Genomic DNA, 26,230 nt, shown 5'->3' with positions numbered 1-26,230 from the left:
AGAAAGCACCCAGAAAAGGGCCCATGCGGCAGCAATCGCTTGCTAAAAAACAGTCAAGTGTGGAATCGGAATCCATCAACAGAATGGATGTGAATTCATACAGTGAATGGCGTCCGGCGGCACCGCACTACACTCGGCTGCATGGCTGACCCCCGCGACCCGCGACCGCTGATCGGCGAACCGCTCGCCCTCGATCTGCTGAACACCCGCTGGCGCGAAGCCGATCGGCAGGACCTCCTGACCGACCTCGACGGCTACCGGATCTGGCTCTCCTCGGCCGGCCTCACCGACCGCTGCCCCGCCGACGAGGCCTCGCTGACCGCGGTGAAGGCCGCCCGCGACGCCCTCGACCTGCTCGTGGCCGACCCGGGTTCGGCCGAGGGCGCCGCCGCGCTCAACGCCGTCCTCGCGCACGGCAGGGTCCGGCACAGCCTCGGACCGGACGGCCCCGCCGAGACCGCCGAGGCCGATCCCCCGCAGCAGCTCGCCGCCTGGCTCGCCGCCGACGACTACCTCTCGCTGCTGCGGCGGGGGGCGCACCGCATCAAGCAGTGCGCACACCCCGCCTGCATTCTGCACTTCTTCGACACATCGCAGAACGGCCGCCGCCGGTGGTGCTCGATGGCGCTCTGCGGGAACCGCTCGAAAGCCGCCCGCCATTACGAGCGGACGGCAGGCGGGCGCCCGGGCACGTCCTGAGGGTGCCCGTCCGAGGACGGCCCCCTACGGCTGGGACGGGCGGCCGAGCAGCGCGGTGAGGGCCGCGCGGACCTCGGTGCGGGTCGGGTCGACCGCGGCCCAGGCGGCGTAGCCGTCCGGACGGACCAGCAGCACGGTGTCCCGCAGCTTGCCGTGCGGGTCGGCCGGCGCCGCCGTCACCACCCGCCCGGCCCACTGGTCGGCGTACGGCTGCTCGTCGTTGGAGACCAGCACCGCCCGGCCGCCGCGCAGCGCCTCGTACAGCCGCGGCGCGCCGCCCGGCTCGTCCACCGCCAGCCGCAGGTCGGGGATGCGCCGGCCGACCAGCGGGTGCGCCTCCCCCGCCGGCGGGTACGCCACCGCGAGGCCGGAGACCGCCCGGGCGCCGAACCGGGTGAGCGGGCCGAGCCGGTCCGCGGCGGCGGTCAGCAGACCGCCCGCCGCCCGGGCCGGCAGGGACTGCGCCAGGGCCACCCGGATCAGCGCGCCCGAGCTGCGCAGCACGGCCTTCCCGACCGGGTGGCGCTCGCTCTGGTAGGTGTCCAGCAGGGCGTCCGGGGCCCAGCCCTGCACCGCGGCGGCGAGCTTCCAGCCCAGGTTGGCGGCGTCCTGCAGGCCGGTGTTCATGCCCTGCCCGCCGGCGGGGGAGTGGCAGTGCGCGGCGTCGCCGGCCAGGAAGACCCGGCCGGAGCGGTAGGTCGGGACCTGCCGCTCGTCGCTGTGGAAGCGCGACGACCAGCGGACGTCGTGCAGGCCGTGGTCGGTGCCCAGGACGGCGCGCAGCAGTCCGGTGAGCTCGGCGGGGTCCACCGGGGCGGCGTCCGGCAGGCTGCGGTGCCGGTCCCAGGCGATCACCCGGTACCAGCCGTCGCCGAACGGGGCGACGAAGGCGAAGCCCGCCTCGTTCGCGCCGACCGTGAGGACCTCCTCCGGGGCCTTTTCCAGCCGGGCGTCCGCGAGCACCACCGAGTCCACCACCGAGGTGCCCGGGAAGGGCAGGCCCAGCAGGTCGCGGACGGTGCTGTGCACGCCGTCCGTGCCGACCGCGTAGGCGGCCCGGTACGAGGCGGTGCCGCCGTCCTCGCGGACGTCCAGGCGCACCCCGGCGGCGTCCTGCCGCAGCCCCACCACCTCGGCGCCCCGCCGGATCACCGCGCCGGCCTTCAGCGCCCGCTCCTGCAGCAGCCGTTCGGTGTTCGACTGCGGGGTGATCAGCACGAAGGGGAAGCGGGTCGGCAGGTCGCCGAGCTCCACCCGGACCTTGCCGAACAGCCGCAGCGAGGACAGCGGCGTCCCGGTCGCGATCAGGTCGTCGGCCAGCCCTCTGGCGTCCAGCTGCTCCAGGGTCCGGGCGTGCACCGCGAACGCCCGGGTGAGGTTGGACTCGGCGCCGCGCTTCTCCAGCACCGTCACCCGGACCCCCGCCGCCGCCAGGTCGCCGGCCAGCAGCAGGCCGGTGGGGCCTGCGCCGACGACCACGACATCGGAGTCGAGCTGCCTGTCAGCCATGTGTCATCTCCCGTTGGTGGTACGGCGAGCGGGCCGCGCGGTTCTCAGTCCGCTCTCACCCTCCCATCATCCCGGGCCCATCAGCCGCTGTGAGCCTCTTTGGCATGACAGAGCCCGCAACGATCCTGGCCGACACCCCGCCGGGCGGTGACAAGGTACGGACGAGCCTGGTCGAGGTGGTCGTCCCGGTCTACAACGAGGAGCACACCCTGGAGCGGTGTGTCCGGCGGCTGCACGCCTACCTCGCCGAGACCTTCCCCTACCCCTACCGGATCACCGTCGCCGACAACGCCTCCACCGACAGCACCTGGCGGGTCGCGACCGCCCTCGCCGAGGAGATCCCCCAGGTCACCGCCGTCCACCTGGACCTCAAGGGCCGCGGCCGTGCACTGCGCCAGGTCTGGGGCGACAGCGACGCCGACGTGGTCGCCTACATGGACGTCGACCTCTCGACCGGCCTGGAGGCCTTCCTGCCGCTGGTGGCGCCGCTGCTCTCCGGCCACAGCGACCTCGCCATCGGCAGCCGGCTGCACCGCGGCTCGGCGGTCGTCCGCGGGCCCAAGCGGGAGTTCATCTCCCGCACCTACAACCTGCTGCTGCGGGCGACCATGGCGGCCAAGTTCTCCGACGCCCAGTGCGGCTTCAAGGCGGGCCGCACCTCGGTGGTGAAGCAGCTGCTCTCCGAGGTCGAGGACAACGCCTGGTTCTTCGACACCGAGCTGCTGCTGCTCGCCGAACGGTCCGGGATGCGGATCCACGAGGTGCCGGTGGACTGGGTCGACGACCCGGACAGCCGGGTGGACATCGTCCGCACCGCCCTCGACGACCTCAGGGGCATGGCCAGGGTCGCCCGCCGCTCGCTGTCCGGCGGCGGCGCGGTGCAGCCGCCCGAGCGTCCCGGGCAGGACCGGCTGCCGCCGGGCCTCGGCTGGCAGCTCGCCAGCTTCGCCGTGGTCGGCACGGTGTCCACGCTCGCCTACGTGCTGCTCTACCTGGGCCTGCGCCAGCTGGTGCCGGCGCTGCTCGCCAACTTCGTCGCGCTGGCCGTCACCGCGGTCTTCAACACCGCCGCGAACCGCCGCTTCACCTTCGGTGTGACGGGCCGTCGGGACGCGCTCAAGCACCAGGTCGAGGGCGGGATCGCCTTCGTGATCGGGCTGGTCCTCAGCAGCGGGGCGATCGCCCTGCTCGGGGCGGCCGCGCCGGCCGCCGGGCACTCCGCCGAGCTGGCGGCCCTGGTCGCCGCCAACGCGCTGGCCACGCTGGTGCGCTTCGTGCTGCTGCGGGTCTGGGTGTTCAACCCGCGGCGGGCCCGCCGGTGAGGCGGCGGGCCGGGGAAGGCCGGCGGCCCGCCCCGCGGTGCGGGAGCGGGCCGCCGGACCGTGCCGGACGCCGGATCAGCTGTGCCGGCGGACCTCCACCGTGCGGAACCGGCCGGCGACGAACGCGCCGTCGCAGTAGGCCGAGTTGGCGGCCGGGTTGGCACCCGTGCCGTGCAGGTCGGAGAAGGCGGCGGTCTGGTTGACGTAGACCCCGCCGGTGAGGTTCAGCGAGAGCGAGACGCCGGAGTCCAGGCAGGCCTGCACCAGGGCCTGCTCCACCTCGGGCGAGGTGGTGTAGGCGCCGACGGTCATCGCGCCCTGCTCGCGCACGCTGCGGCGCAGCAGCTCGATGCCGGCCGCGGTGTCCTCCACCGCGACGGTGAAGGAGATCGGGCCGAACTGCTCGCCGAGGAAGGACGCCCGGTCGTCCGGCTTGTCGGCGTCGGCCTTGACCAGGGCGGGCGTGCGGATGGTCGCGCCGGGGAACTCGGCGGAGGCCACCGGGCGCGGGGCGAGCGCGAGTTCGCCGAACTCGCCGCCGGCGGCCTGCGCGGTGCGCTGCAGCACGCCCGGGTTGACCACCGCGCCGAGGATGGCGGCCGCGCGGGCGTCGTCCGAGAGCAGCCCGTCGATGGCGGCCGCGAGGTCGGCGACCACCTCGTCGTAGGACTTGTCGCCCTGGTCGGTGCCGATGCCGGTGCGCGGGATCAGCAGGTTCTGCGGGGTGGTGCACATCTGGCCGCTGTACAGGGACAGCGAGAAGGCCAGGTTGTTCAGCATGCCGCGGTAGTCGTCGGTGGAGTCGACCAGCACGGTGTTGACGCCGGCCTTCTCGGTGTAGACGAGGGCCTGCCGGGCGTTGTCCTCCAGCCAGTCGCCGAAGGAGGTCGAACCGGTGTAGTCGATGACCTTGACCTCGGGGCGGACGGCCAGCACCTGCGCGGCGGTACCGCCCTCGTGCTCGGCGGCCAGGCACACCACGTTCGGGTCGAAGCCGGCCTCGGCGAGCACCTCGCGGGAGATCCGCACGGTCAGCGCCAGCGGCAGCACCGCCCGCGGGTGCGGCTTGACCAGCACGGCGTTGCCGGTGGCCAGCGAGGCGAACAGGCCGGGGAAGCCGTTCCAGGTCGGGAAGGTGTTGCAGCCGATCAGCAGCGCGGTGCCGCGCGGCACCACGGTGAACTCCTTGACCATCTGCAGCGGCTCGCGCTTGCCCTGCGGCTTCGTCCAGCCGGCGCTCTGCGGCAGCCGGGTCTGCTCGGCGTAGGCGTACGCGACGGCCTCCAGGCCGCGGTCCTGGGCGTGCGGGCCGCCGGCCTGGAACGCCATGCCGAAGGCCTGGCCGGTGGTGTGCATCACCGCGTGCGCGAACTCGTGCGAGCGGGCGTTGATCCGGGCGAGGATCTCCAGGCAGACCGCCGCGCGGGCCGCCGGGCCGGCCGCCGCCCACGCCGGGCGGGCCGCCTCCAGCGCCTCGATCAGCGCGCCGGGCTCGGTGTGCGGGTAGCTGACGCCGAGCTCGATGCCGTACGGGGAGGTCTCGCCGCCGACCAGGTCGCCGTCGGTGGGCTGGCCCTCGACCGCGAACACGCTGCCGAGCAGGGCGTCGAAGGCCGCCTTGCCGTCCTCGGCGCCGGTCTCGCCGTACGCCTTGGGGAACTCGGGGTAGGGCGACCAGTAGTCGCGCTCGGCCATCGCGGTGAGCGCGCGGTCGAGGGTGGCCTGGTGGCGTTCGATCAGGTCGGCGACCTTGGGGTCGGGGGTCGCAGCAGCCATGGTGCGCTCCTCACAGGGGCGGGCGGGACACCCCAAAGAGTAACCGAACGATCGGTCGGGACAAGAGGGCGCGGCCGCCCGCGGCCCGGACGCCTCCGCGGTTACGGGATGCCCAGCTCGAAGATCACGTAGCCGGCGTACCAGCCGGACGCGGCGCCGGCCACGCCGAGCACCACCGCCAGCGAGGGCAGGCTGAGGCGCCGCAGCCCGAGCGCCACCGGGATCGTCAGCGGGAACACCGGCAGCACGAAGCGGGAGAGCGTGCCGAACATCTGCTGGCTGCCCAGCGCCAGCACCAGCGTCCCCAGCGTGTAGACCACCAGCACCAGCGGCGGCCGCCGGGACAGGAACGGCACCAGCAGGCAGGGCAGCGCGAACAGCACCAGGACGGCGACCAGGTCCTCGGTCGGGTACGGGAAGAGGTACGCGGTCTCGCCGACCAGGATGTTGGAGACGGCCGTGCTCGTGTACGAGCCCCAGTCGAAGAAGTGCAGCCAGCCGTAGCGCTGCAGGGTGAGGTAGCCGTCGAGGTGGCCCATCCGCCAGCCCACCCAGCCGATGTAGCCGAAGAAGCTCAGCGGGGGCAGCAGGATCGCCGTCAGCGGCCCGGCCACGCCCTCCTCCCGGCGCCGGAACAGCGCGACGGCCGCCGAGAGTGCGACGCCGGCGATCAGCGTCATCGAGGTCGGACGGCTCAGCCCGGCGACGAAGGCCACCAGCGCGGCCTGCGACCACTGCCGGGTGATCGTGAAGTAGCAGGCCCACGAGGCCAGCGCCACGAACAGCGACTCGGTGTAGACCGCCCACTCGACACCGGCGCCGGGGAAGGCGCCCCAGACCGCCGCGGCGATCACGCCGGCCCGCCGGCCGCCGAGGTGCGCCGCCACCGCGTAGATGCCGGCCGCGGCCACGAACGAGGAGACCACCGAGACGAGCATGCCCGCGCCGTACAGGCCGAGGCCGGTGCCGTCCGACACCAGCCGGACGAGGCCCGGGTACAGCGGGAAGAACGCCGAGGAGTCCTGGTGGACGGGGAAGAACCCGCCCGGGTCCGGTATCAGCTTGGGGTCGTAGCCGATCTCGGCGATCTGCCGGTACCACCAGCCGTCCCAGGAGCCGACCACGTCCCACGGGTTCGCGCCGCCGCCGAACCGCGGCGACTGCTCGCGGAACTTGCCGGAGGACTCCAGCAGCATCATGAAGACGGCGAAACCGATCAGCTTCACCGCGCCGTACAGGCCGAGCGCCGGTCCGAAGCGTGCCGCCGCCGAGCCGAGCGCGCTGCGCAGCGGCTCCGGGGGGCGCTGCCCGCCGCGGTCGTCCGCGCCGGCCGGCGCCGGGTCGGCGGCGACCGGGTCGGCGGCGGGCCGCTGACGCGGCACCGCGGTGTCAGGTATCGCGCTCATGGACGTCGGTCCTCCGTCGCCGGTCACCCCGCCGCATGCGGGTGGCGCGGCGGAGTCTACCGCCCGGCCGCGAGCGGCCCGAAGGCCCGCGGCCGGCCGGTCGGGGCACCCCTGCGGGCACCCCGCCGGCCGGCCGCGGGCGGGGCGTCAGGAGGACCAGACCTGGTCGGGGTTGCCGTTGCACTCCCACTGCACGGCGACCGTGCCGTTCGCGGTGTTGCCGCCGTAGACGCCGAGGCACTTGCCCGAGTTGCGGTTGATCAGGTGGGCCGCGCCGTTGCCGACCGAGTCGATGTACCACTGCTGGTCGGGGTTGCCGTTGCAGTCCCACTGGACCGCCACTGCGCCGTCCTTCTTGTCCATGGCGTAGACGCCGAGACACTTGCCGGAATTCGCGTTGGTGATGGTGTAGTAACCGCCGCCGACGCCGGAGTAGCTCCAGCGCTGGTCGGGGTTGCCGTTGCAGTCCCACTGCACGGCGTCCATGCCGTTGTCCGTGAACATCCCGTAGACGCCCAGGCACTTGCCCGAGCTGGCGGGGTGCAGCGGGCCGCTGACCAGTGCGGACGCGGTCGGGGCGGTCGCCATGGCGGCACCGCCGGCGAGCACCAGACCGGCCGAGAGGGTGGCTGCTCGCCGCATCCAGTTCGTCATGGAAGGACCTTCCGGTGATGGGTGGAAAGGAAATGTCGAAGGGCACGTTCCGGATTTCCGGTTCGTGTGCGTCCCTACGAGAAAAGGACCCTAGGCGGCCCCGGCGGGGCGGAACACCGGAATTTCGGCCAGCCTGCCGGCCGTTCGAGTAGGCGCCCCTCCGGCGGCTTCGCCGGCCGGCGAAGCCGCCACCCCGCGCGGAGGCGGCGCCGGGCTGCCGGGGATACTCGTGCCCATGGCCGAGAACACCCCCCGTACTGCCTACACCGTCGAATCGCTGCTCGCCGTGACGGTCCGGGTCTTCAACGAGCGCGGGTACGACGGCACGTCGATGGAGGACCTCTCCCGGGCCGCCGGGATCTCCAAGTCCTCGATCTACCACCACGTCCGCGGCAAGGAGGAACTGCTGCGGCTGGCCGTCGGGCGCGCGCTGGACGCCCTCTTCGGCATCCTGGAGGAGCCCGCCGCCGAGACCGGCCCGCCGGTGGACCGGCTGGAGCACGTGGTGCGGCGCACCGCCGAGGTGCTCCTCGCCGAACTCCCCTACGTGACCCTGCTGCTGCGGGTCCGCGGCAACACCGCCACCGAGCTGTGGGCGCTGGAGCGCCGCCGCGACTTCGACCACCGGGTCGCCGAACTGCTGCGGGCGGCGGTCGCGGCCGGCGAGCTGCGGTCGGACGTCGAGCCCCGGCTGGCCACCCGACTGCTCTTCGGCATGATCAACTCCATCGTGGAGTGGTACCGGCCCGGCACCCGCGGGGCGGACGGCGTCGCCGACGCGGTCGCCCACCTCGCCTTCGACGGCCTCCGCGCGCGGTAGGGCGCCCCTCCGGGGCTTACGTCTCAGGCGTCCGGGGGGACCTGGTCGGTCTCCTCGAAGACCAGCACGGTCTGGGTGCCGAGCACGTCCGGGATCGCCTGGATGCGGTTGAGCACCAGCTCCCGCAGGGCCCGGTTGTCGGCGGTGTGCACCAGCATCAGCACGTCGTACTCGCCGCCGACCAGCGCGATGTGCGCGACCCCCGGCAGCTCCAGCAACTGCTCGCGGATCGTCCGCCAGGAGTTCTGGACGATCTTCAGCGTGACGTACGCGGACGCGCCCTGCCCGGACTTCTCGTGGTCCACCCGCGCGGTGAACCCGCGGATGACGCCCTCCTCGACCATCCTGGAGATCCGGGCGTAGGCGTTGGCCCGGGAGACGTGCACCCGCTCGGCCACCGAGCGGATGGAAGCGCGGCCGTCCTGCTGCAGCAGCCGCAGGATCGCACGGTCGACACGGTCGAGCCTGGACGTCTGTTCAGCCGACATGGCCCCCCACCCTCCCTCGTTGGACGTGCTGCCTCCAGTCGACCGCCGATCGGGCCGATTGTCCACCACCCTGTCGCACATCTGGTCAAGATGAACAGACGACCGAACAATCGGTAGGGAGCCCCCACCACTCCGGAGGTGCCCCGAGATGACCGTTCTCGACCACCGACACCAGGCGGCCGCCGTACCCGGCTGGCTGCCCGGTGCCACCGCCCCGCGGACCGATCCCGCCCCGCTGCTGCCGGACGACTCCCCCTTCCGCGTCCTGGGCACCCCGGCGCTGGAGAAGGCCGACCCGGCACTGCTGCGCGAGCTGTACCGGCGCCTGGTCGTCGGCCGCCGCTACAACCAGCAGGCCACCACCCTCACCAAGCAGGGCCGCCTCGCCGTCTACCCGGCCACCACCGGCCAGGAGGCCTGCGAGGTCGCCGCCGCGATGGCCCTGCACGAGCAGGACTGGCTGTTCCCCAGCTACCGCGACACCCTCGCCGTGGTCGCCCGCGGCGTGGACCCGCTGGAGGCCCTCACCCTGCTGCGCGGCAACGCCCACACCGGCTACGACCCGCGCGCCACCCGCACCGCCCCGCTCTCCACCCCGCTCGCCACCCAGGCCCCGCACGCCGTGGGCCTCGCGCACGCCGCCCGGCTCGCCGGCGATCCGGTCGTCGCGCTCGCCATGCTCGGCGACGGCGGCACCAGCGAGGGCGACTTCCACGAGGCGCTGAACTTCGCCGCGGTGCTGAACGCCCCGGTGGTCTTCCTCGTCCAGAACAACGGCTACGCGATCTCCGTCCCGCTGGACCGGCAGTCCGCCGCCCCGACCCTGGCGCACAAGGCCGTCGGCTACGGCATGCCCGGCCGGCTGGTCGACGGCAACGACGCCCCCGCCGTGCACGCCGTCCTCACCGAGGCCTTCGAGCGCGCCCGCAGCGGCGGCGGCCCGACTCTGGTCGAGGCGCTCACCTACCGCATCGAGGCGCACACCAACGCCGACGACGCCACCCGCTACCGGCAGGACGACGAGGTCGCCGCCTGGCGCGAGCACGACCCGATCCTGCTGATGGAGCGGCACCTGCGCCCGCTCGGCGTCCTCGACGACACCCTCGTCCAGGACGCCGCCGACGAGGCCGAGGCGCTGGCCGCCCGGATGCGCGCCGAGTTCCACGAGGACCCGCAGCTCGACCCGATGTCGCTCTTCGCCCACGTCTACGCCGAGCCCACGCCGCAGCTGCGCGAGCAGGCCGCCCAGCTCGCCGCCGAACTGGCCGCCGAGGCCGAGGTGCACCACTGATGACCACAGTCGTCTCCGCCCGCACCAGCACCATGGCGCAGGCACTCAACGCGGCCCTGCGCGATGCCATGCAGGCCGACCCGACCGTGCACGTCATGGGCGAGGACGTCGGCAAGCTCGGCGGCGTCTTCCGGATCACCGACGGCCTGACCGCCGAGTTCGGCCCGGACCGCTGCCTGGACACCCCGCTCGCCGAGGCCGGCATCCTCGGCACCGCGGTCGGCATGGCCATGTACGGCCTGCGCCCGGTCGTGGAGATGCAGTTCGACGCCTTCGCCTACCCGGCGCTGGAGCAGCTGTTCTCGCACGTCGCCAAGATGCGCAACCGCACCGCCGGCAAGCTGCCGCTGCCGATCACCGTCCGCGTCCCCTACGGCGGCGGCATCGGCGGCGTCGAGCACCACAGCGACTCCTCCGAGGCGTACTACGTCCAGACGCCCGGCCTGCACGTGGTCGCCCCGGCCACCGTGCACGACGCCTACGGCCTGCTCCGCGAGGCCATCGCCTCCGACGACCCGGTCGTCTTCCTGGAGCCCAAGCGCCTCTACTGGGGCAAGTCCGAGTGGGACCCGGCGGCGCCCGTCGAGCCGATCGGCAAGGCCGTGCTGCGCCGCACCGGCCGCTCCGCCGTGCTGATCACCTACGGCCCCTCGCTGCCGGTCTGCCTGGAGGCCGCCGAGGCCGCCAAGGCCGAGGGCTGGGACCTCGCGGTGCTCGACCTGCGCTCGCTCGTCCCCTTCGACGAGGAGACCGCCTGCGAGGTCGTCCGCTCGGTCGGCCGTGCGGTCGTCGTCCACGAGGCCACCGGCTTCGCCGGCCCGGGCGCGGAGATCGCCGCCCGGCTCACCGAGAAGTGCTTCCACCACCTGGCCGCCCCCGTGCTGCGGGTCAGCGGCTTCGACATCCCCTACCCGGCACCGATGCTGGAGCACCACCACCTGCCCGGGGTGGACCGGATCCTGGACGCGGTCGCCCGGCTGCAGTGGGAGGAGTGACGTGATGCCCGTCGTCCGCGAGTTCACCCTGCCCGACCTCGGCGAGGGCCTCACCGGGGCCGAGGTCGTGCGGTGGATGGTCGAGGTCGGTGAGGTCATCGCCGTCGACCAGCCGGTGGTCGAGGTGGAGACCGCCAAGGCCGTGGTGGAGGTGCCCTGCCCGTACGGCGGGGTGGTCACCGCGCTCTTCGGCGCGGTCGGCGAGGAGGTGCCGGTCGGCGCTCCGCTGGTGACGGTCGCGGTGTCCGCCCCCGGCGGCGGTGCGGCCGACTCCGCCGCGCCGTCCGCGGGCGGCCCCGGCGAGCCGGTGGAGCGTCCGCTGGTCGGCTACGGCGTCGCCGAGTCGCGCGGCAGCCGCCGGGCCCGGGTCCGGGCCGCCGCGTCGGCGTCCGTCGGCGCGCCCGCTCCCGCACCCGTGCCCGCACCCGCCGCCCCGGCACCGGTCGCGGCCGCCGTCCCGGCCGTGGTGCCGGTGATCTCGCCGCTGGTCCGCCGGATGGCCCGGGACCACGGCATCGACCTGGCCGCCCTGGCCGGCAGCGGCCCGGACGGCCTCATCATGCGGGCGGACGTCCAGCGTGCCGTGGACGCGGGGGCGACCGCGCCGGCCGCGGCCGCACCGGCCGCCGCACCCGCCGACCGGGACGCCGAGGTGATCCCGCTGCGCGGCCTGCGGCGCACCATCGCCGAGAAGCTCGGCCGCAGCCACCGGGAGATCCCGGCCGCGACCTGCTGGGTCGACGCGGACGCCACCGAACTGATGGCACTGCGCGCCCAGTTGAACCGGGCCGCGGGCCCGAAGGTCAGCGTGCTGGCCCTGCTCGCCCGGATCAGCACGGCCGCGCTGGAGCGCTTCCCCGAGCTGAACTCCAGCGTCTCGCCGGACGGTTCGCAGATCATCCGACACCGGGTGGTGCACCTCGGCTTCGCCGCCCAGAGCGAGCGCGGCCTGGTCGTCCCGGTGGTCCGCGACGCCCACCTGCTCGGCACCGAGAAGCTGACCACCGAGCTCGCCCGGCTCACCGAGTCGGCCCGGGCCGGCACGCTCACGCCCGCCGAACTCACCGGCGGCACCTTCACCCTGAACAACTACGGGGTCTTCGGGGTGGACGGCTCCACGCCGATCCTCAACCACCCGGAGGCGGCGATGCTCGGCGTCGGCCGGATCACGCCGAAGCCGTGGGTCCACGAGGGCGAGCTCGCCGTCCGGCAGGTCACCCAGCTGTCGTTCACCTTCGACCACCGGGTCTGCGACGGCGGTACGGCCGGCGGCTTCCTGCGCTTCGTCGCGGACTGCGTCGAGCAGCCGGGACTGCTGCTGCGCACGCTGTAGCCGCCCGCGAGGCGCCGGACGGCACCGGGCCGGGTCCCCATCGGGGGCCCGGCCCGTCGGCGTTCCCCGCGCCCGTCCCGGCGCTCGGATGCACGAGGGCGCCCGGAGCTCCACGGCCGCTCGGGTACGGGCGCCCGGGCGCGCAACGGGTAGCGAGGGGCGCGGGTTGCGCGAGACTAGCGCGTACGCCGGGCATGTGTCCGCGGTTCCGTTGATTCGTGGGACGAGCACCCGCGTCGTGCCAGGCTGCTGAGGGCGTCAGCAGAGCGAAGCCAGCCGTGTGGCTGCAGGGCGACCGGAAGCGAAACGATTCTCTTGGGTACTCGTCATGTCGCATTGAAGGCCCGTCCGCTGCGGGTCAGAGCCGGCTCGGGCTCCACCGGACCGACCACCGTGCCGGGGCTGGCCCCGGCCGAACCCGCTGCCCCCTCCGTCCCCTCCGTCTCTCCCGTTCCCGACACCCGGGCACTCCCCGCGGCCGGTGCCCCGGCCGCCCCCGCGGTGCCGGCCCCTGCCGCCCCGGCGGCGCTCCCGGCGGGCACCCCCGCCGGCGCCGCGGCCGCAGTCGCCGCGGCCGCCCCCGAGGGCCTGCCGTCCGGTGCCGCCGGGACCGGTCCGGAGCCCCGCCCGGCGCTGCCGGCCGTGCCGGCGCCGCCCACCGTCCCGCCGCGGATCCCCGCCCCCGGCCGCCCGGACGCGGGCCCGGCCGCGCCGGTCGGTCGCCCTCCCGCGCCGCGGTTCACCGACGTGCCCGCCCCCGACCGGTCCGGCCCCGGGGACCGCTGGGCCCGGGCCTGGACGGAGGGCGCCCCGATCGCCGCCCCGCCGCCCGCGCCGCTGCCGCGGACCGCCTCCCCCGAGGCCGACCGGCCGCCCACCCCGCGCGACCTCGCCCTCGTCCGGGACAGCCTGGCGGCCGTCGAACCGGTCGCCGACCGCGCCACCGCGCACTTCTACGCGCTGATCTTCCTGCACCACCCGGAGGTCCGGGCGCTCTTCCCGGCCGCCATGGACGTGCAGCGCGACCGGCTGTTCCGGGCGCTGACGACGGCCGCCCGCAGCGCCGGCGAGCCGGCGAAGCTCACCGACTACCTCACCGGCCTCGGCCGGGCCCACCGCAAGTACGGCGTGCGGACCGCGCACTACGGGCCGGTGGGGGAGTGCCTGCTCACCGCGCTCGCCAAGTACGCGGGCGACCGCTGGAACGACGAGACGGAGCTGGCCTGGCGCCGGGTGTACGGGCTGGTCTCCAGGATCATGATCGAGGCGGCCGACGAGTCCGCCCGCACCGCGCCCGCCTGGTGGCACGCCGAGGTCGTCTCGCACGAGCGCCGGGCCGGTGACGTCGCCGTGCTCACCGTGCGGCCCGACCAGCCCTACCCCTTCCGGGCCGGCCAGTACGCCGCGGTGGAGACGCCCTGGTGGCCGCGGGTCTGGCGTCCCTACTCGCTGGCCGCGGCGCCGCGTCCGGACGGGCTGCTGACCTTCCACGTCAGGGGGGTGCAGGCGGGCTGGGTGAGCACCGCGCTGGTCGGCCGGGCGGCGCCCGGGGACGTGCTGCGGCTGGGCCCGGCGACCGGCGGGATGGTCGTCGACCACGCCCGCGGTGCCGACCTGCTCTGCCTGGGCGGCGGCACCGGCATCGCCCCGGTCGCCGCCCTGGTCGAGGAGGTCGCCGAGCACGGCGCGAACGGCCGCTCGGTCGAGGTCTTCTACGGCGCCCGCAGCCTGGCCGAGCTCTACGCCCTGGAGGAACTGCGCCGCCTCGACCGGCGACACCCCTGGCTGAAGGTGCACCCCGTGGTCGAGGCGCCGGGCACGGCGCCCGGCGAGGCGGTGGTCGGCCTGCTCCCCGAGGTGGTCTCCCGCTACGCGCCCTGGCACGGCCACGACGCCTTCCTCAGCGGTCCCGCGGCGATGGTGCGCCGGGCCGTCGGGGTGGTGCTGCGCGCCGGGATCGCGCAGGACCGGATCCACCACGACCTCGTGGCCGAGCAGCTCGCCGGGTGAGCCGCCGGCGGGGGACCCGGGCGGACGCCGGACCGCCCGGGGCGAGCTCAGGCCAGGTCGCGGGCGAGCAGGGCGCGGACGCCCTCGATGTTGGCCGCCAGGTAGGCGCGCAGGCTCGGCGGCACCACGTTGACCGAGGTGACGCCCTCGCGGGTGAAGGGCAGCCGGACGACCTCGTACTCGCCGTTCGGGTCCTCCAGCTCGGGGCCGTGCCGCCGGGAGAGGTCCATGGACGCCAGTCGGCAGACGAAGAAGTGCTGGACCTTCACCCCGTGCGGATGGGCCGGGGTGCCGTCGTCGTGGTGGGAGTGGGCGACGGTGTCGACGAAGGCCGGCACCACGTCGACGGCCTTGGCGCCGAGCTCCTCGTCCAGCTCGCGGTGCAGGGCGTCGACGACGGAGCGGTCCTCCGGCTCCACGCCGCCGCCGGGGGTGATCCAGTACGGGTGCGCGGCACCGGGCCGGACCCGCCGGATCAGCACGATGGTGGCGGGCGCGTGCGGATCGCCGGGATCGTCCTCCAACAGGATCGCCCGCGCGGTGCGCTTGACGACGGGGCGGACGGGGACGGCCATGGCCACCTCCGGGAGCACGTGGGTTGTGCGGGATTCTCCCGCGCGCCGGTCGGAATGAAACTCGCACACTTGGGCGAACGGGGGGAAAACGTTGGGCCGAACGGATGATTCGGCGTGCCGCTGCGTGTTCGAGCCGGTCCGGGCGGTCACGGTATTGGATCTTCCATTCGAAGGTCGCCCCTAAGGGTGTGGTCGATCGCTAAGATATGAATAGACTTTGGCCTTCGAATTGAAGCTCAATTGGCGTCTTCACCCGCTGTAATCATTGAAGCGGGGTGGTCCCTGTGCTGCAATGGCCGCCAGCCGGGGCAGGCGACACCAACGGATCGCGGAGGTAGCGCGCGCATGCACAGCAGCACAGTCCAGGGCCATGTGGTGATGAACCTCGTGGCGGGCGACGAGCTCTCCGTCAGCATCGCCGTCGACCTCGGTTACGACACCGACGACCCGTACGCGGTCCGCTTCACCTTCCACCTGCCCGGGGACGCCCCGGTCACCTGGTACTTCGCCCGCGAGCTGCTGGTCGACGGCATCAGTCGCCCGGCCGGCGAGGGTGACGTCCACATCCACCCGATCGGCGAGGACCTCACCGAGATCGGCGTGGTGCTCCGCTCGCCCGACGGCGACGCCACCCTGCACGCGCCCGCCCCGCCGCTGATCGCCTTCCTGGCCCGCACCGACCGCCTGGTGCCGATGGGCCAGGAGGAGAGCGAGGTCGAGCTGGAGGCGCAGCTCGACCTGATCCTCAGCGGCGGCTGCGAGAACGCCGGCTGACGTCCCGCCCGGCGGTTCAGTCGTCGTCCCCCAGCGCCAGGTCGAGGCCCCACGAGACCACGCTGATGATCAGCGCGCCGAGCAGCGCCGACCAGAAGCCCGAGACGTGGAAGTCCAGGCCGATCTTGTCGGAGGCCCAGGACGTCAGCCACAGCATCAGCGCGTTGATCACGAAGGTGATCAGCCCGAGCGTGAGCACGAACAGCGGCAGCGAGAGCAGCTTCACGAACGGCTTGATCAGGAAGTTGACCACGCCGAAGACCAGCGCCACCGCGATCACGGTCAGCGCCTGGTGGCCCCAGCTGCCGTCCGAGAGGGTGATCCCGTCGACGATCCAGGCGGCGACCCAGATGGCCGCCGCGTTGATGAGCGTTTTGATCACGAAACTCTTCATGGCACCGGATGGTGGCAGGCCGTCGGCCTGCTGTGAAGCTCCCGGCAGCCACGGCGTCGAGCTGTACCGGTTCCGGGACGGGCGGCCGCCCGTCGACGGGTGATGTGATCCCTGTCACGTCCCGGTGGGGGTGGGGCGTGCGGGATCCCCGCCCGTCCGTCGACGGGCGCCCGTCCGGAGCGGCCTCGGCCGCCCGGTGTCCGAAGATCCATCTCCGGAGGTGGGCCCGTGTGCTGACGATGCGTCGGTGGGCGCTTGGCGAAGGCGCTGATGTCGTGTACACGGCGTGCTGAAGTGATGGAGGGGGTGCGAACTCCCAGTGGGCACCCCGGCCTTATCCAGCACTTATTCATATGGATACGATCCGGCTCCGATCTTGCGGAACACCGCGGGTCCGCGGCATCCACGGATGCCGCCCCCATGACACTCCCCCGTGCCGGCACACCGGGTGTGCCGGCAGACCTGTGAGGTTTCCATGAAGCTGCGCCGTGCCCTGGCGATATCCGCCGCCACGACGCTCGTCACCGGAGCGGCCGTCCTCGCCGCCCCGGCCGCCCTGGCCGCCCCCGTCGCGCCGGGTATCGCCCACGCCGCCGCCGCCAAGGCGGGCGGCAGCGTGACGCTGAAGAACTTCCCCGCCCAGGTCACCGCCGGCGGCACCGAGGCCACCTTCACCGAGCAGATCGCCAACTCCGGTGGCGACGCGCTGCTCATCCCGGCCGTCGTCCTCGGCGCCGAGAACGGTCTGACCGCGGGCCAGGTGAAGGTCCAGTACAAGCACCCCGACAGCGGCAAGTGGCTGAGCGCGTCCGTCGAGGGCGGCGAGGACGGCAGCGTCGCGGTCATCCTGGGCCAGCTCGGCGAGGAGGGTCCGGACGAGGACTCCTTCCTGTTCGTCGGTGCGGGCGAGACCCTGGACATCGACGTCCGCCTGAGCCTGGGCGCTGCTGCCAAGCCGGGTGCGGCCGTCGCGCAGTCCCTCGCCGTCCTGTTCGCGCTGGACGACGAGGAGGCCGAGGCGGGCAACACCGTCGTCGGCGAGCCCCAGGAGTTCGCCATCGTCGCGGCCGGCGGCGGTTCCTCCGCCTCGGCCCAGCCGAGCACCTCCGCCTCCGCCTCCGCGTCGGCCTCCACCTCGGCGAAGCCGAGCGGTTCGGCCAAGCCGAGCGGTTCGGCCAAGCCGAGCAGCAAGCCCACCAAGCCGGCCCACAAGCCGACCGTGAAGCCGGGCGGCGTGGTGCCGACCAAGAAGCCGTCCACCGCCACGGTCACCAAGGCCAAGGCGAAGGCCGGCGACCGCCTCGCCAACACCGGTGGCGGCGACCACGCCGGTGTGATCGCGGCGACCGGTGCCGGTGTGCTGGCGCTCGGTGTCGGCACGCTGGTCGTGCTGCGCCGTCGCAACGCCGGTTCGCACCGCGCCTGACGTCCGCACGTCCCTCCGGCCCGGTACCCCGTGCGGGTGCCGGGCCGGAGGCCGTCCGGGTGTTGAATGGTCCCGACCCGGAGAGGAGCAGCGCGCGATGAAGGTCTTCCGGCTGGACGAGCTGGACGCGGAACGGGCCGCCCACCAGGGCTCCTACCTGCAGTTCCTCAAGGAACGGAACATGTCCGCCGGGCTGTACGCGCTCGCCCCCGGCGAGACCGACACCCAGGCCCCGCACGCCCAGGACGAGATCTACCAGGTGATCAGCGGCCGGGCCGAGATCACCGTGGGCCGGGAGACCGCCACCGTCGGCCGCGGCAGCGTCGTCTACGTGCCGGCCGGGGTGCCGCACCGCTTCCACCACATCACCGAGGAGCTGCGCGTCCTGGTGATCTTCTCGCCGCCCGAGGACTGACCTCCGCCGGATAGGGGCGGCCGGGCGCGACCACCCGACACGAGGAGCGAGAGCAGTGGCCCTGACGGACGAACTCTGGTCGGCGATCGAGCCGGTCTACGACGAGATCCTGGCCCACCCCTTCCTGGCCGGCCTCACCGACGGCACCCTCCCCCGGCAGGCCTTCCGCCACTTCGTGGTGCAGGACTCGCACTACCTGCGCGACTACGCCCGGGCGCTGGCCGTCTGCGCCGCCAAGGCGCCGCACGAGGCCGACGTGCGGGCCTTCGCCGACGACGCGGTGGGCGCGCTCGCGGCCGAGCAGGAGATGCACGGGGCGTTCCTCACCGCCTTCGGCGGGAGCGCCGAGGAGGCCGCCGCCGAACCGGTGCTGCCCACCACCCTCGCCTACACCAGCTACCTGCTGGCCACCGTGCACGGCGGGTCCTTCGCCGAGGCGGTCGCCGCGGTGCTGCCCTGCTACTGGATCTACGCCCGGGTCGGCGAGGAGCTGCTGGCGAAGTCCTCCCCCGACCCGCTCTACGCCCAGTGGATCGCCACCTACGGCGACGAGGCCTTCCAGTCGGTCGTCCGCCGGGTGCTCGACCTCACCGACCGGCTCGGCGAGGAGATCTCCCCGACCGAACGGCGCCGGGCGGTACGGCACTTCACCACCACCTCGCGCTACGAGTGGATGTTCTGGGACGCCGCCTGGCGCGGTGAGACCTGGCCGGTCTGATCTCCCCGTGAGGGATGACCCGGTGGCCGGCCTCGGGGTGATCTCCGGGTTCTCTCCGGGCCGCAGGCCCTCGATCCGGCTCCCGGTGGCGCCTACGATCGAAGCATCGGAAGCGAGCGGGAAAGCGGCGGACGGACCGGCGCCGAGCCCGAGGGGAGAGAAGGAACGGACATGGCCGAGCTCTGGAAGTCGCTGCCCTCGTGGGTGCGCAACATCGTCGTCCCGATCCTGGTGCTGATCCTGGCCTGGAACCTGATCTGGTTCGTGGTCGGCGTGGTCAGCTCGCTGATCGGATTCCTGATCAAGGTCCTGCTGGTCGTCGGCCTGGGCGCCGCGGTGGTGATCCTGGTCAAGAAGGCCGCCAAGAGCTGAGCCGGACCACCCCCGGGCCCCGGACACCCCACGGTGTCCGGGGCCCGGGCGCGTCAGGCCGCGAGTGCGGAGGCCAGCTCCCACCGCGGCCGGAAGCCCCGGCCGACGGCCTTCGCGGTGTCCAGGACGACCGGGCGGGCGAGCTGGTCGACGGCGTACGGGGTGAGCCCGGGCAGCAGGCCGCGGCGGGCCGCGAACTCGGCGGCGGCGGTCGGCACGTGGCCGATCCGTACTGGGACGCCCAGCCCGGCCAGCACCGTGCGGACGGCCGCGTCGCGGCGGTACGGCGCCGCGTCCGCGATGTTGTACGCGCTCGGCTCCCAGTCGGCGGCGGCGAGGCAGGCGTCGGCCAGGTTCTGGACGGCCGTCAGGCTGAGCGGGACGTCGGCGCCCGGCAGCAGCAGGAGGCCGCGGCGGACCCGTTCCAGCAGGCGCGGCACCAGATGCGGGTCGCCGGGCCCGTAGACGGCGCGCGGCCGCAGCACCACGGCACCCGCCGCCAGGGCCAGCCGGTCGGCGGCGGCCTTGGTGCGGCCGTAGGCGTTGCGGTGGCCGCCCGCGGTGGGGTGGTCCTCGCGGACCAGGGCGCGGTCGGCACGCGGGTCGTAGACGCTGGCACTGGAGACGAACACCACGGGCAGACCGGCCGCGGCCTCCAGCAGCCGGGCGGTGCCGTCCACGTTGACGGCGTGCTGCTCGGCCTCGGCGGGGGAGCCCGGCGGGTGGTCGCCGACGGCGGCCGCGCAGTGCACCACCAGGTCGGCGCCGGCCAGGTCGGGGGCCTCGGCGGCGGCGTCCCAGCGGACGTGGCGGCCGACCGGGCCGGGGCGGCGCCCCAGGCAGCGCACCTCGGCGCCGCCGGCCGCGGCCGCCCGGGCGACGTACGAGCCGCAGAAGCCGCTGGCGCCGGTCACGGCGATCCGGAGCATGCGGTCAGCCCTTCCGTACGAGCAGCGAGGAGTAGCCGGGCAGGGCGGCACGCCGGTCCACCGCGGCCCGGACGACGACAGGCCGGTGCGGGGCCAGCGCGGCCAGGAAGTCGGTGAGCTGCGCGCGGGCGAGCCGGGCGCCGGGGCAGGCGTGCGGGCCGGCGCCGAAGACCGCCTGGGCGGCCTGCGGGTCGGCGGACCCGGTGCGGTGGGCGCCGGCCGCGTGCCGGGCCACCAGGACGAGCCGGTCGCCGCGGCCGATCGGGCAGCCGTCCGCGGTGCCGTCGCCGGCGGCGACCCGCGGCAGCAGCGGCGAGGGGGCGGTCAACCGGAGCAGTTCGACGGCGAGTTCGGGCGAGACCCCGTCCCACAGGCCGGCCCGGGCGCACCAGGCGGCGGCCCTGGGCAGCGCGGCGATCGTGGTGTTGACCGCGGCGACCGCGAGCATGGCGTCCCGGCCGTGCGGCAGCAGGGAGTTGAGGTGCTCGGCGGCCGCGGTGGAGGTGCGCCGGGGCAGGCCGGGCAGGTGCTCGCGGGCGGCCTCGGCGGCGGCGTCGGCGCAGGCCAGGGCCAGGTGCAGCGGACCGGCGGTGCTGCCGGTGAGCGCGGCGGCGGTGGCCCCGGCGAGTTCCCGGACGACGTCCACCAGGTCGACGGTGCCGGTGAGTGCGCCCAGACGGCGGTCGAGGACGGCCCGCCAGACCGGGCGCAGCTGCTCGGTGCCCTTCGCCCCGAGCAGCTCGGTGAGGTCGCGGCGGGCGGCCCGGTGCTCGCCGCCGTCCTGGTCGAAGAGCAGCCCGCCGTCGGTCCGCCGGGCGGCGGCGCCGCCGGTGGTGCCCTCGGCGGTGCGGTCCAGCGGGACGCGGGTGAGCACCTCGCGGTACGCCTCGGCGCCGTGCACCAGCACCGTGCGGCCGAGCCGCAGCACCGGGCGGCGCCGGGTGGCGGCGAGCAGGGCGAACAGCACCGGGTGGGAGGCCTGGTAGACCCGGCGGTCGAGCCGCCGGGCGGTGCGGTGGGTGCGGGCCCGGGCGACCGTGTCCGCGGGGCTCACCGGGCGAGCTCGCGGGCGCAGAACCGGGCGGCGGCGGCCCGGTCGGGCTTGCGGGAGCGCCCGGCCAGCGGCACCTCGCCGAGCAGGACGGCGTCGGGGCGGGCACTGCCCATCCGGGCGAGCGGGCGCTCCAGGTCGGCGCGCAGCCGCCGCGGGTCGGTGCCGCGGCGCGGCTGGACGAGGGCGACCAGCCGCTCGTCGCCGTCCCCGGCTGGCACGCCCACCAGCAGGGCGAGTTCGACACCGGGCAGGTGCAGGGCTGGCTCGTACAGGCCGGGGTAGATGTTCTCGGCGCGGCGCAGCACCATGTCCTTGCAGCGGCCGGCGAGGACGATCCGGCCGTCGGCGTCGAGGTGGGCGCGGTCGCCGGTGCGCACCCACGGGTCGGGGAGTTCGCCGAGATAGCGGTCGCGGGCGGCGGCCCCGGAGAGCAGCAGTTCGCCGCCGTCGGCGAGCCGGGTGGTGACACCGGGCAGCGGGTGGCCGAGCAGGTCGCCGTCGCCGTCGAAGGCGGACTTCTCGGACTCCTCGACGGCTGCGGCCGGGAACAGTTCGGTGAGCGCGTACACGCCCCAGGCCTCGGTGGCGCCGGCCTGCTTGGCGCGGCGCAGCAGTTCGGCGGAGGCGGGGGCGGAGCCCGTCCAGACCCGGCCGGTGAGGTGGTCGAGGCCGCGCAGCTGCGGCGGTGTCAGGTACGTCTCGGCGGGCTCCAGACGGCGGACCTGCCGGCCGAGCACCTTCGGCGAGCGGGCCGGCAGGGCGACGGTGGCGCCGGCCGCCAGCGAGGGCACCAGGACGAAGAAGGTGCCGCCGAGCACGGCCTCCCCGGCCTGCGGGCGGACCAGCCCGGCGACGGCCCGCATCCCGGCGGCGACCGAGGCCCGGGTGTGCACCACGGCCCGCGGGGCCGAGGTGGTGCCGGAGGTGAAGACGACCACGGCGTCGCCGTCCCCGTCGTACGGGGCGGGCGGGCGTCCGCCGACGGTGCGCAGGGCGGGGGCGCAGCCGGGGCGGCGCGGACCGGCGGTGGCGACCGGGCCGAGCGCGTCCAGCCGGGGCAGCTCCAGCGAGGCGCGGCGGGCCAGGCCGCGGGCCCAGCCGGCGACGGCCTGCGCGGCGGCGTCGGCGACGACCAGGGCGGGCCGGGCCAGTTCGAGGCGGGCGAGCAGCACGTCGGGACCGGCGGACGGGTCGAGGACGGCGGCGCGCAGACCGAGCCGGTGCGCGGCGAGCATCAGCGCCAGGGCGCGCGGTCCGGGCCGGACGGCGACGCCCAGGGTGTCCCCGGCGGTCAGCCCGTGGCCGTGGTGCAGTGCGGCGGCGTACCGGTCGGCGAGGTCGGCGATCTCGCCGCAGCGGGCCCGGACCCGGACGGAGCCGCTGCGGGTGCAGCCGAGGACGGCCGGCCGGTCGGCGCCTTCGCGCAGCACCCGGCTGAGGTGGTCGAGCACGTCCGGCTCCTTCATCGGGGGTCGACGGAGCGGCCGCCGCTGCCCCGCTCCAGGTACCAGCGGGCGGTGCCGAGGACACCGTAGGCGCGGATCCGGCGGGTGGAGTTCTGCACCACCATGTCGCGCTGCTGCACGATCGCGGTGGTGTGCCGGCGGACCCGGTTGATGAAGGTGCGGTCCGTCGGCGAGGGACGGCGCGGCATCCCGCCGACCGCCTCGTACAGGGCCGCGGTGATCGCCATGTTGTTGCCCGCGTGCATCCGGTAGGGCACCAGGTAGCCGTGCCGGCGGTGGTGCGCGGGACGGATCCGGCCGAAGAAGGCGCCCGTCACCACCAGGGCCCGGAACACCCGGCGGCCGACCGGCCCGTGCTCGTCGCGGCGGGCGGTGATGTGGCCGCAGACCAGGCCGCAGGAGGCGAGCATCCCGGCGCGGGCGGCGGCCGTCCAGCCGGGTTCCGGCAGGCAGTCGGCGTCGGTGCGGGCGAGCAGGCCCGCACCGTGCGCGATGGCGTGCCGGAACCCGGTGTCGACCGCGCAGCCGACCCCCTTCTCCGGCTCCACCAGGACGTGCACCGGGAAGGGCGCGCCGGCGGCGAACTCCTCGACCACGGCGACCGTCCGGTCGTCCGAGGCGTTGTCCACCACCAGCAGCGTGAAGTCGGTGTCCCGCTGCGCGGCGAGGGCGCGCAGGGTGCCGCCGATCCGGACCTCCTCGCGGTACGCGGGGACGACCACCCAGAGCGCGGTCACGGCACCTCCCAGACCATCGTCATCAGGCTGACGCCGCCGCCGAGGCCGACCATCAGCACCTTGTCGCCGGAGGCGAGTTCGCCGTGGATCCGGTCGAGCTGGACGCCCAGGGTGGCGCTGGCCACGTTGCCCAGCTCGGGCACGGTCAGCACCAGCTTCTCCGCCGGCACCCCGGTGAGCTCCACGAAGCGCTCCAGGTAGGGCAGCGTCACCTGGTGCACCAGCACCCGGGCGTAGGCGCCCCAGCCGAGGCCGGTGCGGGCCGCCACCCGGGTCAGGATGTCGCCGCCGATCTTCTCGAAGACGCCGCGCAACTCCTTGCCGCCGCCGCGGAAGTAGCTGTACTCGTCGCCGCGCGGGTGGCGCGAGCCGCCGCCGGGTATCCCGCCGACCGCCCAGTGCTCGGAGGCCGTCTCGGTCTCCACGTCGAGGATGCCGCCGCGCTCGACCGGCTCGACGACCACGGCCGCACCCGCGTCGCCGAAGGTGTAGCCGGCGAAGCCGTCCCGGAAGTCGGCGAGACCGGACGGGTCGCGGCGCATCGCCCGGCTGGGCGTCTCACCGGTGACCACCAGCGCGCGCCGGGCCCGGCCGGCGAGGATCATCGCGCGGGCCACGTCGATGCCGTTGATGAAGCTGTTGCACGCGTTGGAGACGTCGAACGCGTGCGCCCGGGAGCCGAGTTCGGCCTGCACCAGGTGGGCGGTGGCGGGTTCGCAGACGTCCCGGGTGGCGGAGGCGTACACCAGCAGGTCGATGTCGAGCGGGTCGTACCCGGCGCTGTCGAGGGCGTTCCGGGCGGCGGCCAGCGCCAGGGTGGAGGCGTACTCGTCGTCGGCGGCGAAGCGGCGGGTCACGATGCCCGTGGCCTTCTCGAACATCCGGTCGGGGAGCCGGAGTCCGCTGCCGGCCACCACCTCGTCCTGGAGCTGTTGCGACGTCAGCACCCGGGCCGGCAGGCCGGCGCCCACCGCGGTGATGCCCACGCTCGGGAATCGAAGGTCCATGCCCGCCATGCTGCCGGGACGCGGGCGGCCACGGCCTGAGTACCCGTACTCAGGACCGGTCGGCGATCACCCCCAACCTCCCTGCCGGGACGCGGCCGTGACATCCGTCATGCGGATCCCGGTGCGGCCGGCACTGCCGGGCGGCCCCCCGTCCACGGGATTCTCGATGCATCGGGAAGAGGGCACCACCGACAACGGGGAGCGGACACCATGGCCACCATCACCACCACCGCGGCGATCGACACGACCGAGCGGACCGAGCAGGCCGCGAAGACCGGCCGCAGCGAGGCCACCGCCACCAAGCTGGCGGCGCTCAGGCCGCTCGCGGTCGACGTCGCCGTCCCGCTCGGCGTGTACTTCGCCGCGCACAGCGCCCTCGGCCTCGGCCTGGTGCCCTCGCTGGCGCTCTCCAGCGCCGTGCCGGCCGTCCGCACCGTCGCCGGTCTGCTCCGCGAGCGCACCCTCAACGGACTCGCGCTGCTCATGCTGGTGGTCAACACCGCCGGCATCGCGCTCTCCGCGATCAGCGGCGACCCGCGGCTGATGCTCGCCAAGGACGGCGCGATCAGCAGCATCATCGGCATCTCGATCATCGTCTCGGCCTTCGGCCGCCGCCCGCTGATGACCGCCGGCCTGAAGCCCTTCATCGTCAAGGGCATCGCCGCCCGGGACGCCGCCTGGGACCGGCTGGCCGCCGGCTCGGCCGCCTTCCGCCGCCGGGAGCGGACCTTCTCGCTCGTCTGGGGCTCCGTCCTGGTCGCCGAGTGCACCGCCCGGGTCGTCGGCGCCTACACCCTGCCGGTGGAGACCATGGCCTGGCTCGGCACCGTCTTCCTGGTCGCCGCGATCGGCGTCGGCATCCTCGCCGGCAACACGGTCGCCGAGCGGATCGCCAAGCAGGTCATCGCCGACGCCGAGTGACGGGACACGCCCCGCACCGAGCACCCGCACCGAGCACCCGACCACCAGCCGCACCAAGACCACGGGGGACCGACCGCCATGCGCGCCAAGGGCATCAACTACGACACCGGCTTCACCCCCGACGGGGAGTCCTCCCGGCCGCACTTCGACCCGGCCGAGGTCCGCGCCGAGATGCGCAGCATCGCCGAGGACCTGCACTGCACGGCCGTCCGGATCACCGGCGCCGACCCGGAGCGGATCGCCCTCGCCGCCGAGCACGCCGCCGCGCACGGCCTGGAGGTCTGGTTCGCGCCCTTCCCCTGCGGCCTGGACGAGCGGGCCATGGGGCCCGTCCTGCTGGACTGCGCCCGTCGCGCCGAGGAACTGCGGGCCGCCGGCGCCGAGGTGGTCCTCGTCCTCGGCTGCGAACTCACGCTCTTCGCCGACGGGTTCCTGCCCGGCGCCGACCTCGGCGAGCGGATCGCCGCGCTCCTCCGCCCCGACACCCGGCAGACGATGCCCGCCGTGACCGCCCGCCTCGACGCCTTCCTCGCCGACACCGCCGCCGCCTGCCGCGCCGTGTTCGGCGGCCGGATCACCTACGCCTCCGGCACCTGGGAGCGGATCGACTGGACGCCCTTCGACCTGGTCGCCGTCGACGCCTACCGGGACGCCCACAACGCCGCCCGCTACCGCGACGAGCTGCGCGCTCACGCCGCCCACGGCAAGCCGGTCGCCGTCACCGAGTTCGGCTGCTGCACCTACGCCGGAGCCGGCGACCGCGGCGGCCTCGGCTGGGACGTGATCGACCGCACCGCGCAGCCGCCCGCCGTCCGTGCCGGCCTCGTCCGCGACGAGCAGGAGCAGGTGCGCTACCTGCAGGAGCTGCTGCCGGTCTTCGAGGAGGAGGAGGGCCTGGACGCCGCCTTCTGGTTCACCTGGGCCGGCTACCGCGCCCCGCACCGTCCCGACGACCCGGCCCACGACCTCGACCTCGGCTCGTACGGCGCGGTCGCCCTGCAGGACGGCGTCCGCCGCCCCAAGGCCGTCTTCACCGCCCTCGCCGAGGCCTACCGGGCCTGAGCCCTGATCCCGCTCCCGCCCGCCCCCGGACACGCAGCAGCCCGCCCCCACCGCACACCGCGGCGAGGGCGGGCTGC

26 protein-coding genes are annotated in these 26,230 nt (G+C 74.6%); 14 read left to right on the top strand and 12 right to left on the bottom strand.

The genetic code is table 11. The annotated features are described in order from the left end of the window. Window positions 1-141 precede the first annotated feature (141 nt). Window positions 142-699, top strand: coding sequence for a CGNR zinc finger domain-containing protein (locus IE98_RS0117830; RefSeq protein ID WP_030270044.1), 558 nt, complete (start codon window positions 142-144; stop codon window positions 697-699). A gap of 24 nt (window positions 700-723) precedes the next feature. Here IE98_RS0117830 and IE98_RS0117825 read toward each other — a convergent pair whose 3' ends face one another. After that, complete coding sequence (locus IE98_RS0117825) at window positions 724-2,208, bottom strand: FAD-dependent monooxygenase (RefSeq protein ID WP_030270043.1); 1,485 nt, start codon at window positions 2,206-2,208, stop codon at window positions 724-726. 104 nt (window positions 2,209-2,312) lie between these two features. Between IE98_RS0117825 and IE98_RS0117820 the strand changes: the two genes are divergently transcribed. After that, window positions 2,313-3,530 carry a glycosyltransferase gene (locus IE98_RS0117820; protein WP_030270042.1) on the top strand — a complete coding sequence of 406 codons (1,218 nt, stop codon included), beginning with the start codon at window positions 2,313-2,315 and terminating at the stop codon, window positions 3,528-3,530. A 75-nt stretch (window positions 3,531-3,605) separates the two neighbouring features. Here IE98_RS0117820 and paaN read toward each other — a convergent pair whose 3' ends face one another. From paaN to IE98_RS0117805, 3 genes are all read right to left on the bottom strand, one after another. Then, complete coding sequence (paaN, locus tag IE98_RS0117815) at window positions 3,606-5,306, bottom strand: phenylacetic acid degradation protein PaaN (RefSeq protein ID WP_030270041.1); 1,701 nt, start codon at window positions 5,304-5,306, stop codon at window positions 3,606-3,608. Between the two features lie 101 nt (window positions 5,307-5,407). Then, window positions 5,408-6,712, bottom strand: a complete 1,305-nt coding sequence (locus IE98_RS0117810; RefSeq protein ID WP_052390641.1) for a hypothetical protein — start codon at window positions 6,710-6,712, stop codon at window positions 5,408-5,410. Between the two features lie 147 nt (window positions 6,713-6,859). After that, a complete protein-coding gene (locus IE98_RS0117805) occupies window positions 6,860-7,366 on the bottom strand; it encodes an RICIN domain-containing protein (RefSeq protein WP_052390640.1) in 507 nt (168 codons plus the stop codon). Window positions 7,367-7,601: 235 nt separating this feature from the next. Between IE98_RS0117805 and IE98_RS0117800 the strand changes: the two genes are divergently transcribed. Then, window positions 7,602-8,186 (top strand): TetR/AcrR family transcriptional regulator, encoded by a 585-nt coding sequence (locus IE98_RS0117800; RefSeq protein ID WP_030270038.1) that lies wholly within the window; start codon window positions 7,602-7,604, stop codon window positions 8,184-8,186. A gap of 23 nt (window positions 8,187-8,209) precedes the next feature. Here IE98_RS0117800 and IE98_RS0117795 read toward each other — a convergent pair whose 3' ends face one another. Next, window positions 8,210-8,674, bottom strand: a complete 465-nt coding sequence (locus IE98_RS0117795) for an Lrp/AsnC family transcriptional regulator (protein ID WP_030270037.1) — start codon at window positions 8,672-8,674, stop codon at window positions 8,210-8,212. Window positions 8,675-8,822: 148 nt separating this feature from the next. Here IE98_RS0117795 and pdhA point away from each other — a divergent pair, with 148 nt between their 5' ends. The 4 genes from pdhA (at window position 8,823) to IE98_RS0117775 (ending at window position 14,303) form a co-directional block, all read left to right on the top strand. Next, window positions 8,823-9,965, top strand: coding sequence for a pyruvate dehydrogenase (acetyl-transferring) E1 component subunit alpha (pdhA, locus tag IE98_RS0117790; protein WP_030270036.1), 1,143 nt, complete (start codon window positions 8,823-8,825; stop codon window positions 9,963-9,965). Beyond that, window positions 9,965-10,960: an alpha-ketoacid dehydrogenase subunit beta gene (locus IE98_RS0117785; RefSeq protein ID WP_030270035.1), complete on the top strand. Its 996-nt coding sequence runs from the start codon at window positions 9,965-9,967 to the stop codon at window positions 10,958-10,960. The genes pdhA and IE98_RS0117785 overlap by 1 nt, the downstream gene beginning before the upstream one ends. A gap of 4 nt (window positions 10,961-10,964) precedes the next feature. After that, window positions 10,965-12,293: a dihydrolipoamide acetyltransferase family protein gene (locus tag IE98_RS0117780; RefSeq protein ID WP_030270034.1), complete on the top strand. Its 1,329-nt coding sequence runs from the start codon at window positions 10,965-10,967 to the stop codon at window positions 12,291-12,293. Window positions 12,294-12,629: 336 nt separating this feature from the next. Beyond that, window positions 12,630-14,303, top strand: coding sequence for a globin domain-containing protein (locus tag IE98_RS0117775; RefSeq protein WP_078661095.1), 1,674 nt, complete (start codon window positions 12,630-12,632; stop codon window positions 14,301-14,303). Between the two features lie 47 nt (window positions 14,304-14,350). On the opposite strand, the gene IE98_RS0117770 is transcribed toward IE98_RS0117775, so the two are convergent. Further along, entirely contained in the window at window positions 14,351-14,878 is a 528-nt protein-coding gene (locus IE98_RS0117770) for an NUDIX domain-containing protein (RefSeq protein ID WP_030270032.1), read from the bottom strand. Window positions 14,879-15,223: 345 nt separating this feature from the next. Here IE98_RS0117770 and IE98_RS0117765 point away from each other — a divergent pair, with 345 nt between their 5' ends. After that, a complete protein-coding gene (locus IE98_RS0117765; RefSeq protein ID WP_030270031.1) occupies window positions 15,224-15,652 on the top strand; it encodes an SsgA family sporulation/cell division regulator in 429 nt (142 codons plus the stop codon). 16 nt (window positions 15,653-15,668) lie between these two features. On the opposite strand, the gene IE98_RS0117760 is transcribed toward IE98_RS0117765, so the two are convergent. Then, window positions 15,669-16,046, bottom strand: a complete 378-nt coding sequence (locus IE98_RS0117760; RefSeq protein WP_030270030.1) for a phage holin family protein — start codon at window positions 16,044-16,046, stop codon at window positions 15,669-15,671. Window positions 16,047-16,521: 475 nt separating this feature from the next. On the opposite strand from IE98_RS0117760, the gene IE98_RS0117755 reads away from it, so the two are divergent. The 4 genes from IE98_RS0117755 to IE98_RS0117740 all read left to right on the top strand — a co-directional run bounded on the left by IE98_RS0117755 (window position 16,522) and on the right by IE98_RS0117740 (window position 18,977). Further along, complete coding sequence (locus tag IE98_RS0117755) at window positions 16,522-17,472, top strand: LPXTG cell wall anchor domain-containing protein (protein ID WP_030270028.1); 951 nt, start codon at window positions 16,522-16,524, stop codon at window positions 17,470-17,472. Window positions 17,473-17,569: 97 nt separating this feature from the next. Beyond that, complete coding sequence (locus tag IE98_RS0117750; RefSeq protein WP_030270025.1) at window positions 17,570-17,887, top strand: cupin domain-containing protein; 318 nt, start codon at window positions 17,570-17,572, stop codon at window positions 17,885-17,887. 55 nt (window positions 17,888-17,942) lie between these two features. Next, the gene (gene tenA, locus IE98_RS0117745; protein WP_030270024.1) at window positions 17,943-18,605 is read left to right on the top strand and encodes a thiaminase II; all 663 of its coding nucleotides are present in this window, start codon (window positions 17,943-17,945) and stop codon (window positions 18,603-18,605) included. Window positions 18,606-18,776: 171 nt separating this feature from the next. Next, the gene (locus tag IE98_RS0117740) at window positions 18,777-18,977 is read left to right on the top strand and encodes a DUF5326 family protein (protein WP_030270022.1); all 201 of its coding nucleotides are present in this window, start codon (window positions 18,777-18,779) and stop codon (window positions 18,975-18,977) included. Window positions 18,978-19,030: 53 nt separating this feature from the next. Here IE98_RS0117740 and IE98_RS0117735 read toward each other — a convergent pair whose 3' ends face one another. From IE98_RS0117735 to IE98_RS0117715, 5 genes are read right to left on the bottom strand one after another with little or no spacing between them, the layout of a single operon-like run. Further along, window positions 19,031-19,906, bottom strand: a complete 876-nt coding sequence (locus IE98_RS0117735; RefSeq protein WP_030270020.1) for an NAD-dependent epimerase/dehydratase family protein — start codon at window positions 19,904-19,906, stop codon at window positions 19,031-19,033. 4 nt (window positions 19,907-19,910) lie between these two features. Then, window positions 19,911-20,960 (bottom strand): cytochrome P450, encoded by a 1,050-nt coding sequence (locus IE98_RS0117730; protein ID WP_030270019.1) that lies wholly within the window; start codon window positions 20,958-20,960, stop codon window positions 19,911-19,913. Continuing rightward, on the bottom strand, window positions 20,957-22,411 hold the full coding sequence (locus tag IE98_RS0117725; protein ID WP_043174455.1) for a class I adenylate-forming enzyme family protein: 1,455 nt from the start codon (window positions 22,409-22,411) through the stop codon (window positions 20,957-20,959). The genes IE98_RS0117730 and IE98_RS0117725 overlap by 4 nt, the downstream gene beginning before the upstream one ends. An 11-nt stretch (window positions 22,412-22,422) precedes the next feature. Then, on the bottom strand, window positions 22,423-23,163 hold the full coding sequence (locus IE98_RS0117720; RefSeq protein WP_043174429.1) for a glycosyltransferase family A protein: 741 nt from the start codon (window positions 23,161-23,163) through the stop codon (window positions 22,423-22,425). Further along, window positions 23,160-24,170 (bottom strand): 3-oxoacyl-ACP synthase III family protein, encoded by a 1,011-nt coding sequence (locus tag IE98_RS0117715; protein WP_030270012.1) that lies wholly within the window; start codon window positions 24,168-24,170, stop codon window positions 23,160-23,162. Before IE98_RS0117715 ends, IE98_RS0117720 begins: the two co-directional genes overlap by 4 nt. Window positions 24,171-24,380: 210 nt before the next feature. Between IE98_RS0117715 and IE98_RS0117710 the strand changes: the two genes are divergently transcribed. Then, window positions 24,381-25,091 (top strand): VC0807 family protein, encoded by a 711-nt coding sequence (locus tag IE98_RS0117710; protein WP_234443578.1) that lies wholly within the window; start codon window positions 24,381-24,383, stop codon window positions 25,089-25,091. 78 nt (window positions 25,092-25,169) lie between these two features. Beyond that, window positions 25,170-26,153: a hypothetical protein gene (locus tag IE98_RS0117705; RefSeq protein ID WP_030270008.1), complete on the top strand. Its 984-nt coding sequence runs from the start codon at window positions 25,170-25,172 to the stop codon at window positions 26,151-26,153. Window positions 26,154-26,230: the final 77 nt, after the last annotated feature.

It is taken from the genome of Streptomyces sp. NRRL B-24484 (assembly GCF_000717715.1).
GTDB lineage: Bacteria > Actinomycetota > Actinomycetes > Streptomycetales > Streptomycetaceae > Kitasatospora.
The sequence above is the reverse complement of the archived record's forward strand: the minus strand, read 5'-3'. Positions and strand labels throughout refer to the sequence as shown.

Excerpts from the sequence above, each read along its gene's own strand:
- IE98_RS0117805 (WP_052390640.1), bottom strand. The coding sequence starts at position 7,366 with ATGACGAACTGGATGCGGCGAGCAGCCACCCTCTCGGCCGGTCTGGTG.
- IE98_RS0117780 (WP_030270034.1), top strand. The coding sequence starts at position 10,965 with ATGCCCGTCGTCCGCGAGTTCACCCTGCCCGACCTCGGCGAGGGCCTC.
- IE98_RS0117740 (WP_030270022.1), top strand. The coding sequence starts at position 18,777 with ATGGCCGAGCTCTGGAAGTCGCTGCCCTCGTGGGTGCGCAACATCGTC.
- IE98_RS0117810 (WP_052390641.1), bottom strand. The coding sequence starts at position 6,712 with ATGAGCGCGATACCTGACACCGCGGTGCCGCGTCAGCGGCCCGCCGCC.
- IE98_RS0117710 (WP_234443578.1), top strand. The coding sequence starts at position 24,381 with ATGGCCACCATCACCACCACCGCGGCGATCGACACGACCGAGCGGACC.
- IE98_RS0117795 (WP_030270037.1), bottom strand. The coding sequence starts at position 8,674 with ATGTCGGCTGAACAGACGTCCAGGCTCGACCGTGTCGACCGTGCGATC.
- IE98_RS0117830 (WP_030270044.1), top strand. The coding sequence starts at position 142 with ATGGCTGACCCCCGCGACCCGCGACCGCTGATCGGCGAACCGCTCGCC.
- IE98_RS0117770 (WP_030270032.1), bottom strand. The coding sequence starts at position 14,878 with ATGGCCGTCCCCGTCCGCCCCGTCGTCAAGCGCACCGCGCGGGCGATC.
- IE98_RS0117800 (WP_030270038.1), top strand. The coding sequence starts at position 7,602 with ATGGCCGAGAACACCCCCCGTACTGCCTACACCGTCGAATCGCTGCTC.
- IE98_RS0117820 (WP_030270042.1), top strand. The coding sequence starts at position 2,313 with ATGACAGAGCCCGCAACGATCCTGGCCGACACCCCGCCGGGCGGTGAC.
- IE98_RS0117825 (WP_030270043.1), bottom strand. The coding sequence starts at position 2,208 with ATGGCTGACAGGCAGCTCGACTCCGATGTCGTGGTCGTCGGCGCAGGC.
- IE98_RS0117735 (WP_030270020.1), bottom strand. The coding sequence starts at position 19,906 with ATGCTCCGGATCGCCGTGACCGGCGCCAGCGGCTTCTGCGGCTCGTAC.
- IE98_RS0117705 (WP_030270008.1), top strand. The coding sequence starts at position 25,170 with ATGCGCGCCAAGGGCATCAACTACGACACCGGCTTCACCCCCGACGGG.
- IE98_RS0117715 (WP_030270012.1), bottom strand. The coding sequence starts at position 24,170 with ATGGACCTTCGATTCCCGAGCGTGGGCATCACCGCGGTGGGCGCCGGC.
- IE98_RS0117785 (WP_030270035.1), top strand. The coding sequence starts at position 9,965 with ATGACCACAGTCGTCTCCGCCCGCACCAGCACCATGGCGCAGGCACTC.
- paaN (WP_030270041.1), bottom strand. The coding sequence starts at position 5,306 with ATGGCTGCTGCGACCCCCGACCCCAAGGTCGCCGACCTGATCGAACGC.
- IE98_RS0117765 (WP_030270031.1), top strand. The coding sequence starts at position 15,224 with ATGCACAGCAGCACAGTCCAGGGCCATGTGGTGATGAACCTCGTGGCG.
- IE98_RS0117755 (WP_030270028.1), top strand. The coding sequence starts at position 16,522 with ATGAAGCTGCGCCGTGCCCTGGCGATATCCGCCGCCACGACGCTCGTC.
- IE98_RS0117750 (WP_030270025.1), top strand. The coding sequence starts at position 17,570 with ATGAAGGTCTTCCGGCTGGACGAGCTGGACGCGGAACGGGCCGCCCAC.
- pdhA (WP_030270036.1), top strand. The coding sequence starts at position 8,823 with ATGACCGTTCTCGACCACCGACACCAGGCGGCCGCCGTACCCGGCTGG.
- IE98_RS0117760 (WP_030270030.1), bottom strand. The coding sequence starts at position 16,046 with ATGAAGAGTTTCGTGATCAAAACGCTCATCAACGCGGCGGCCATCTGG.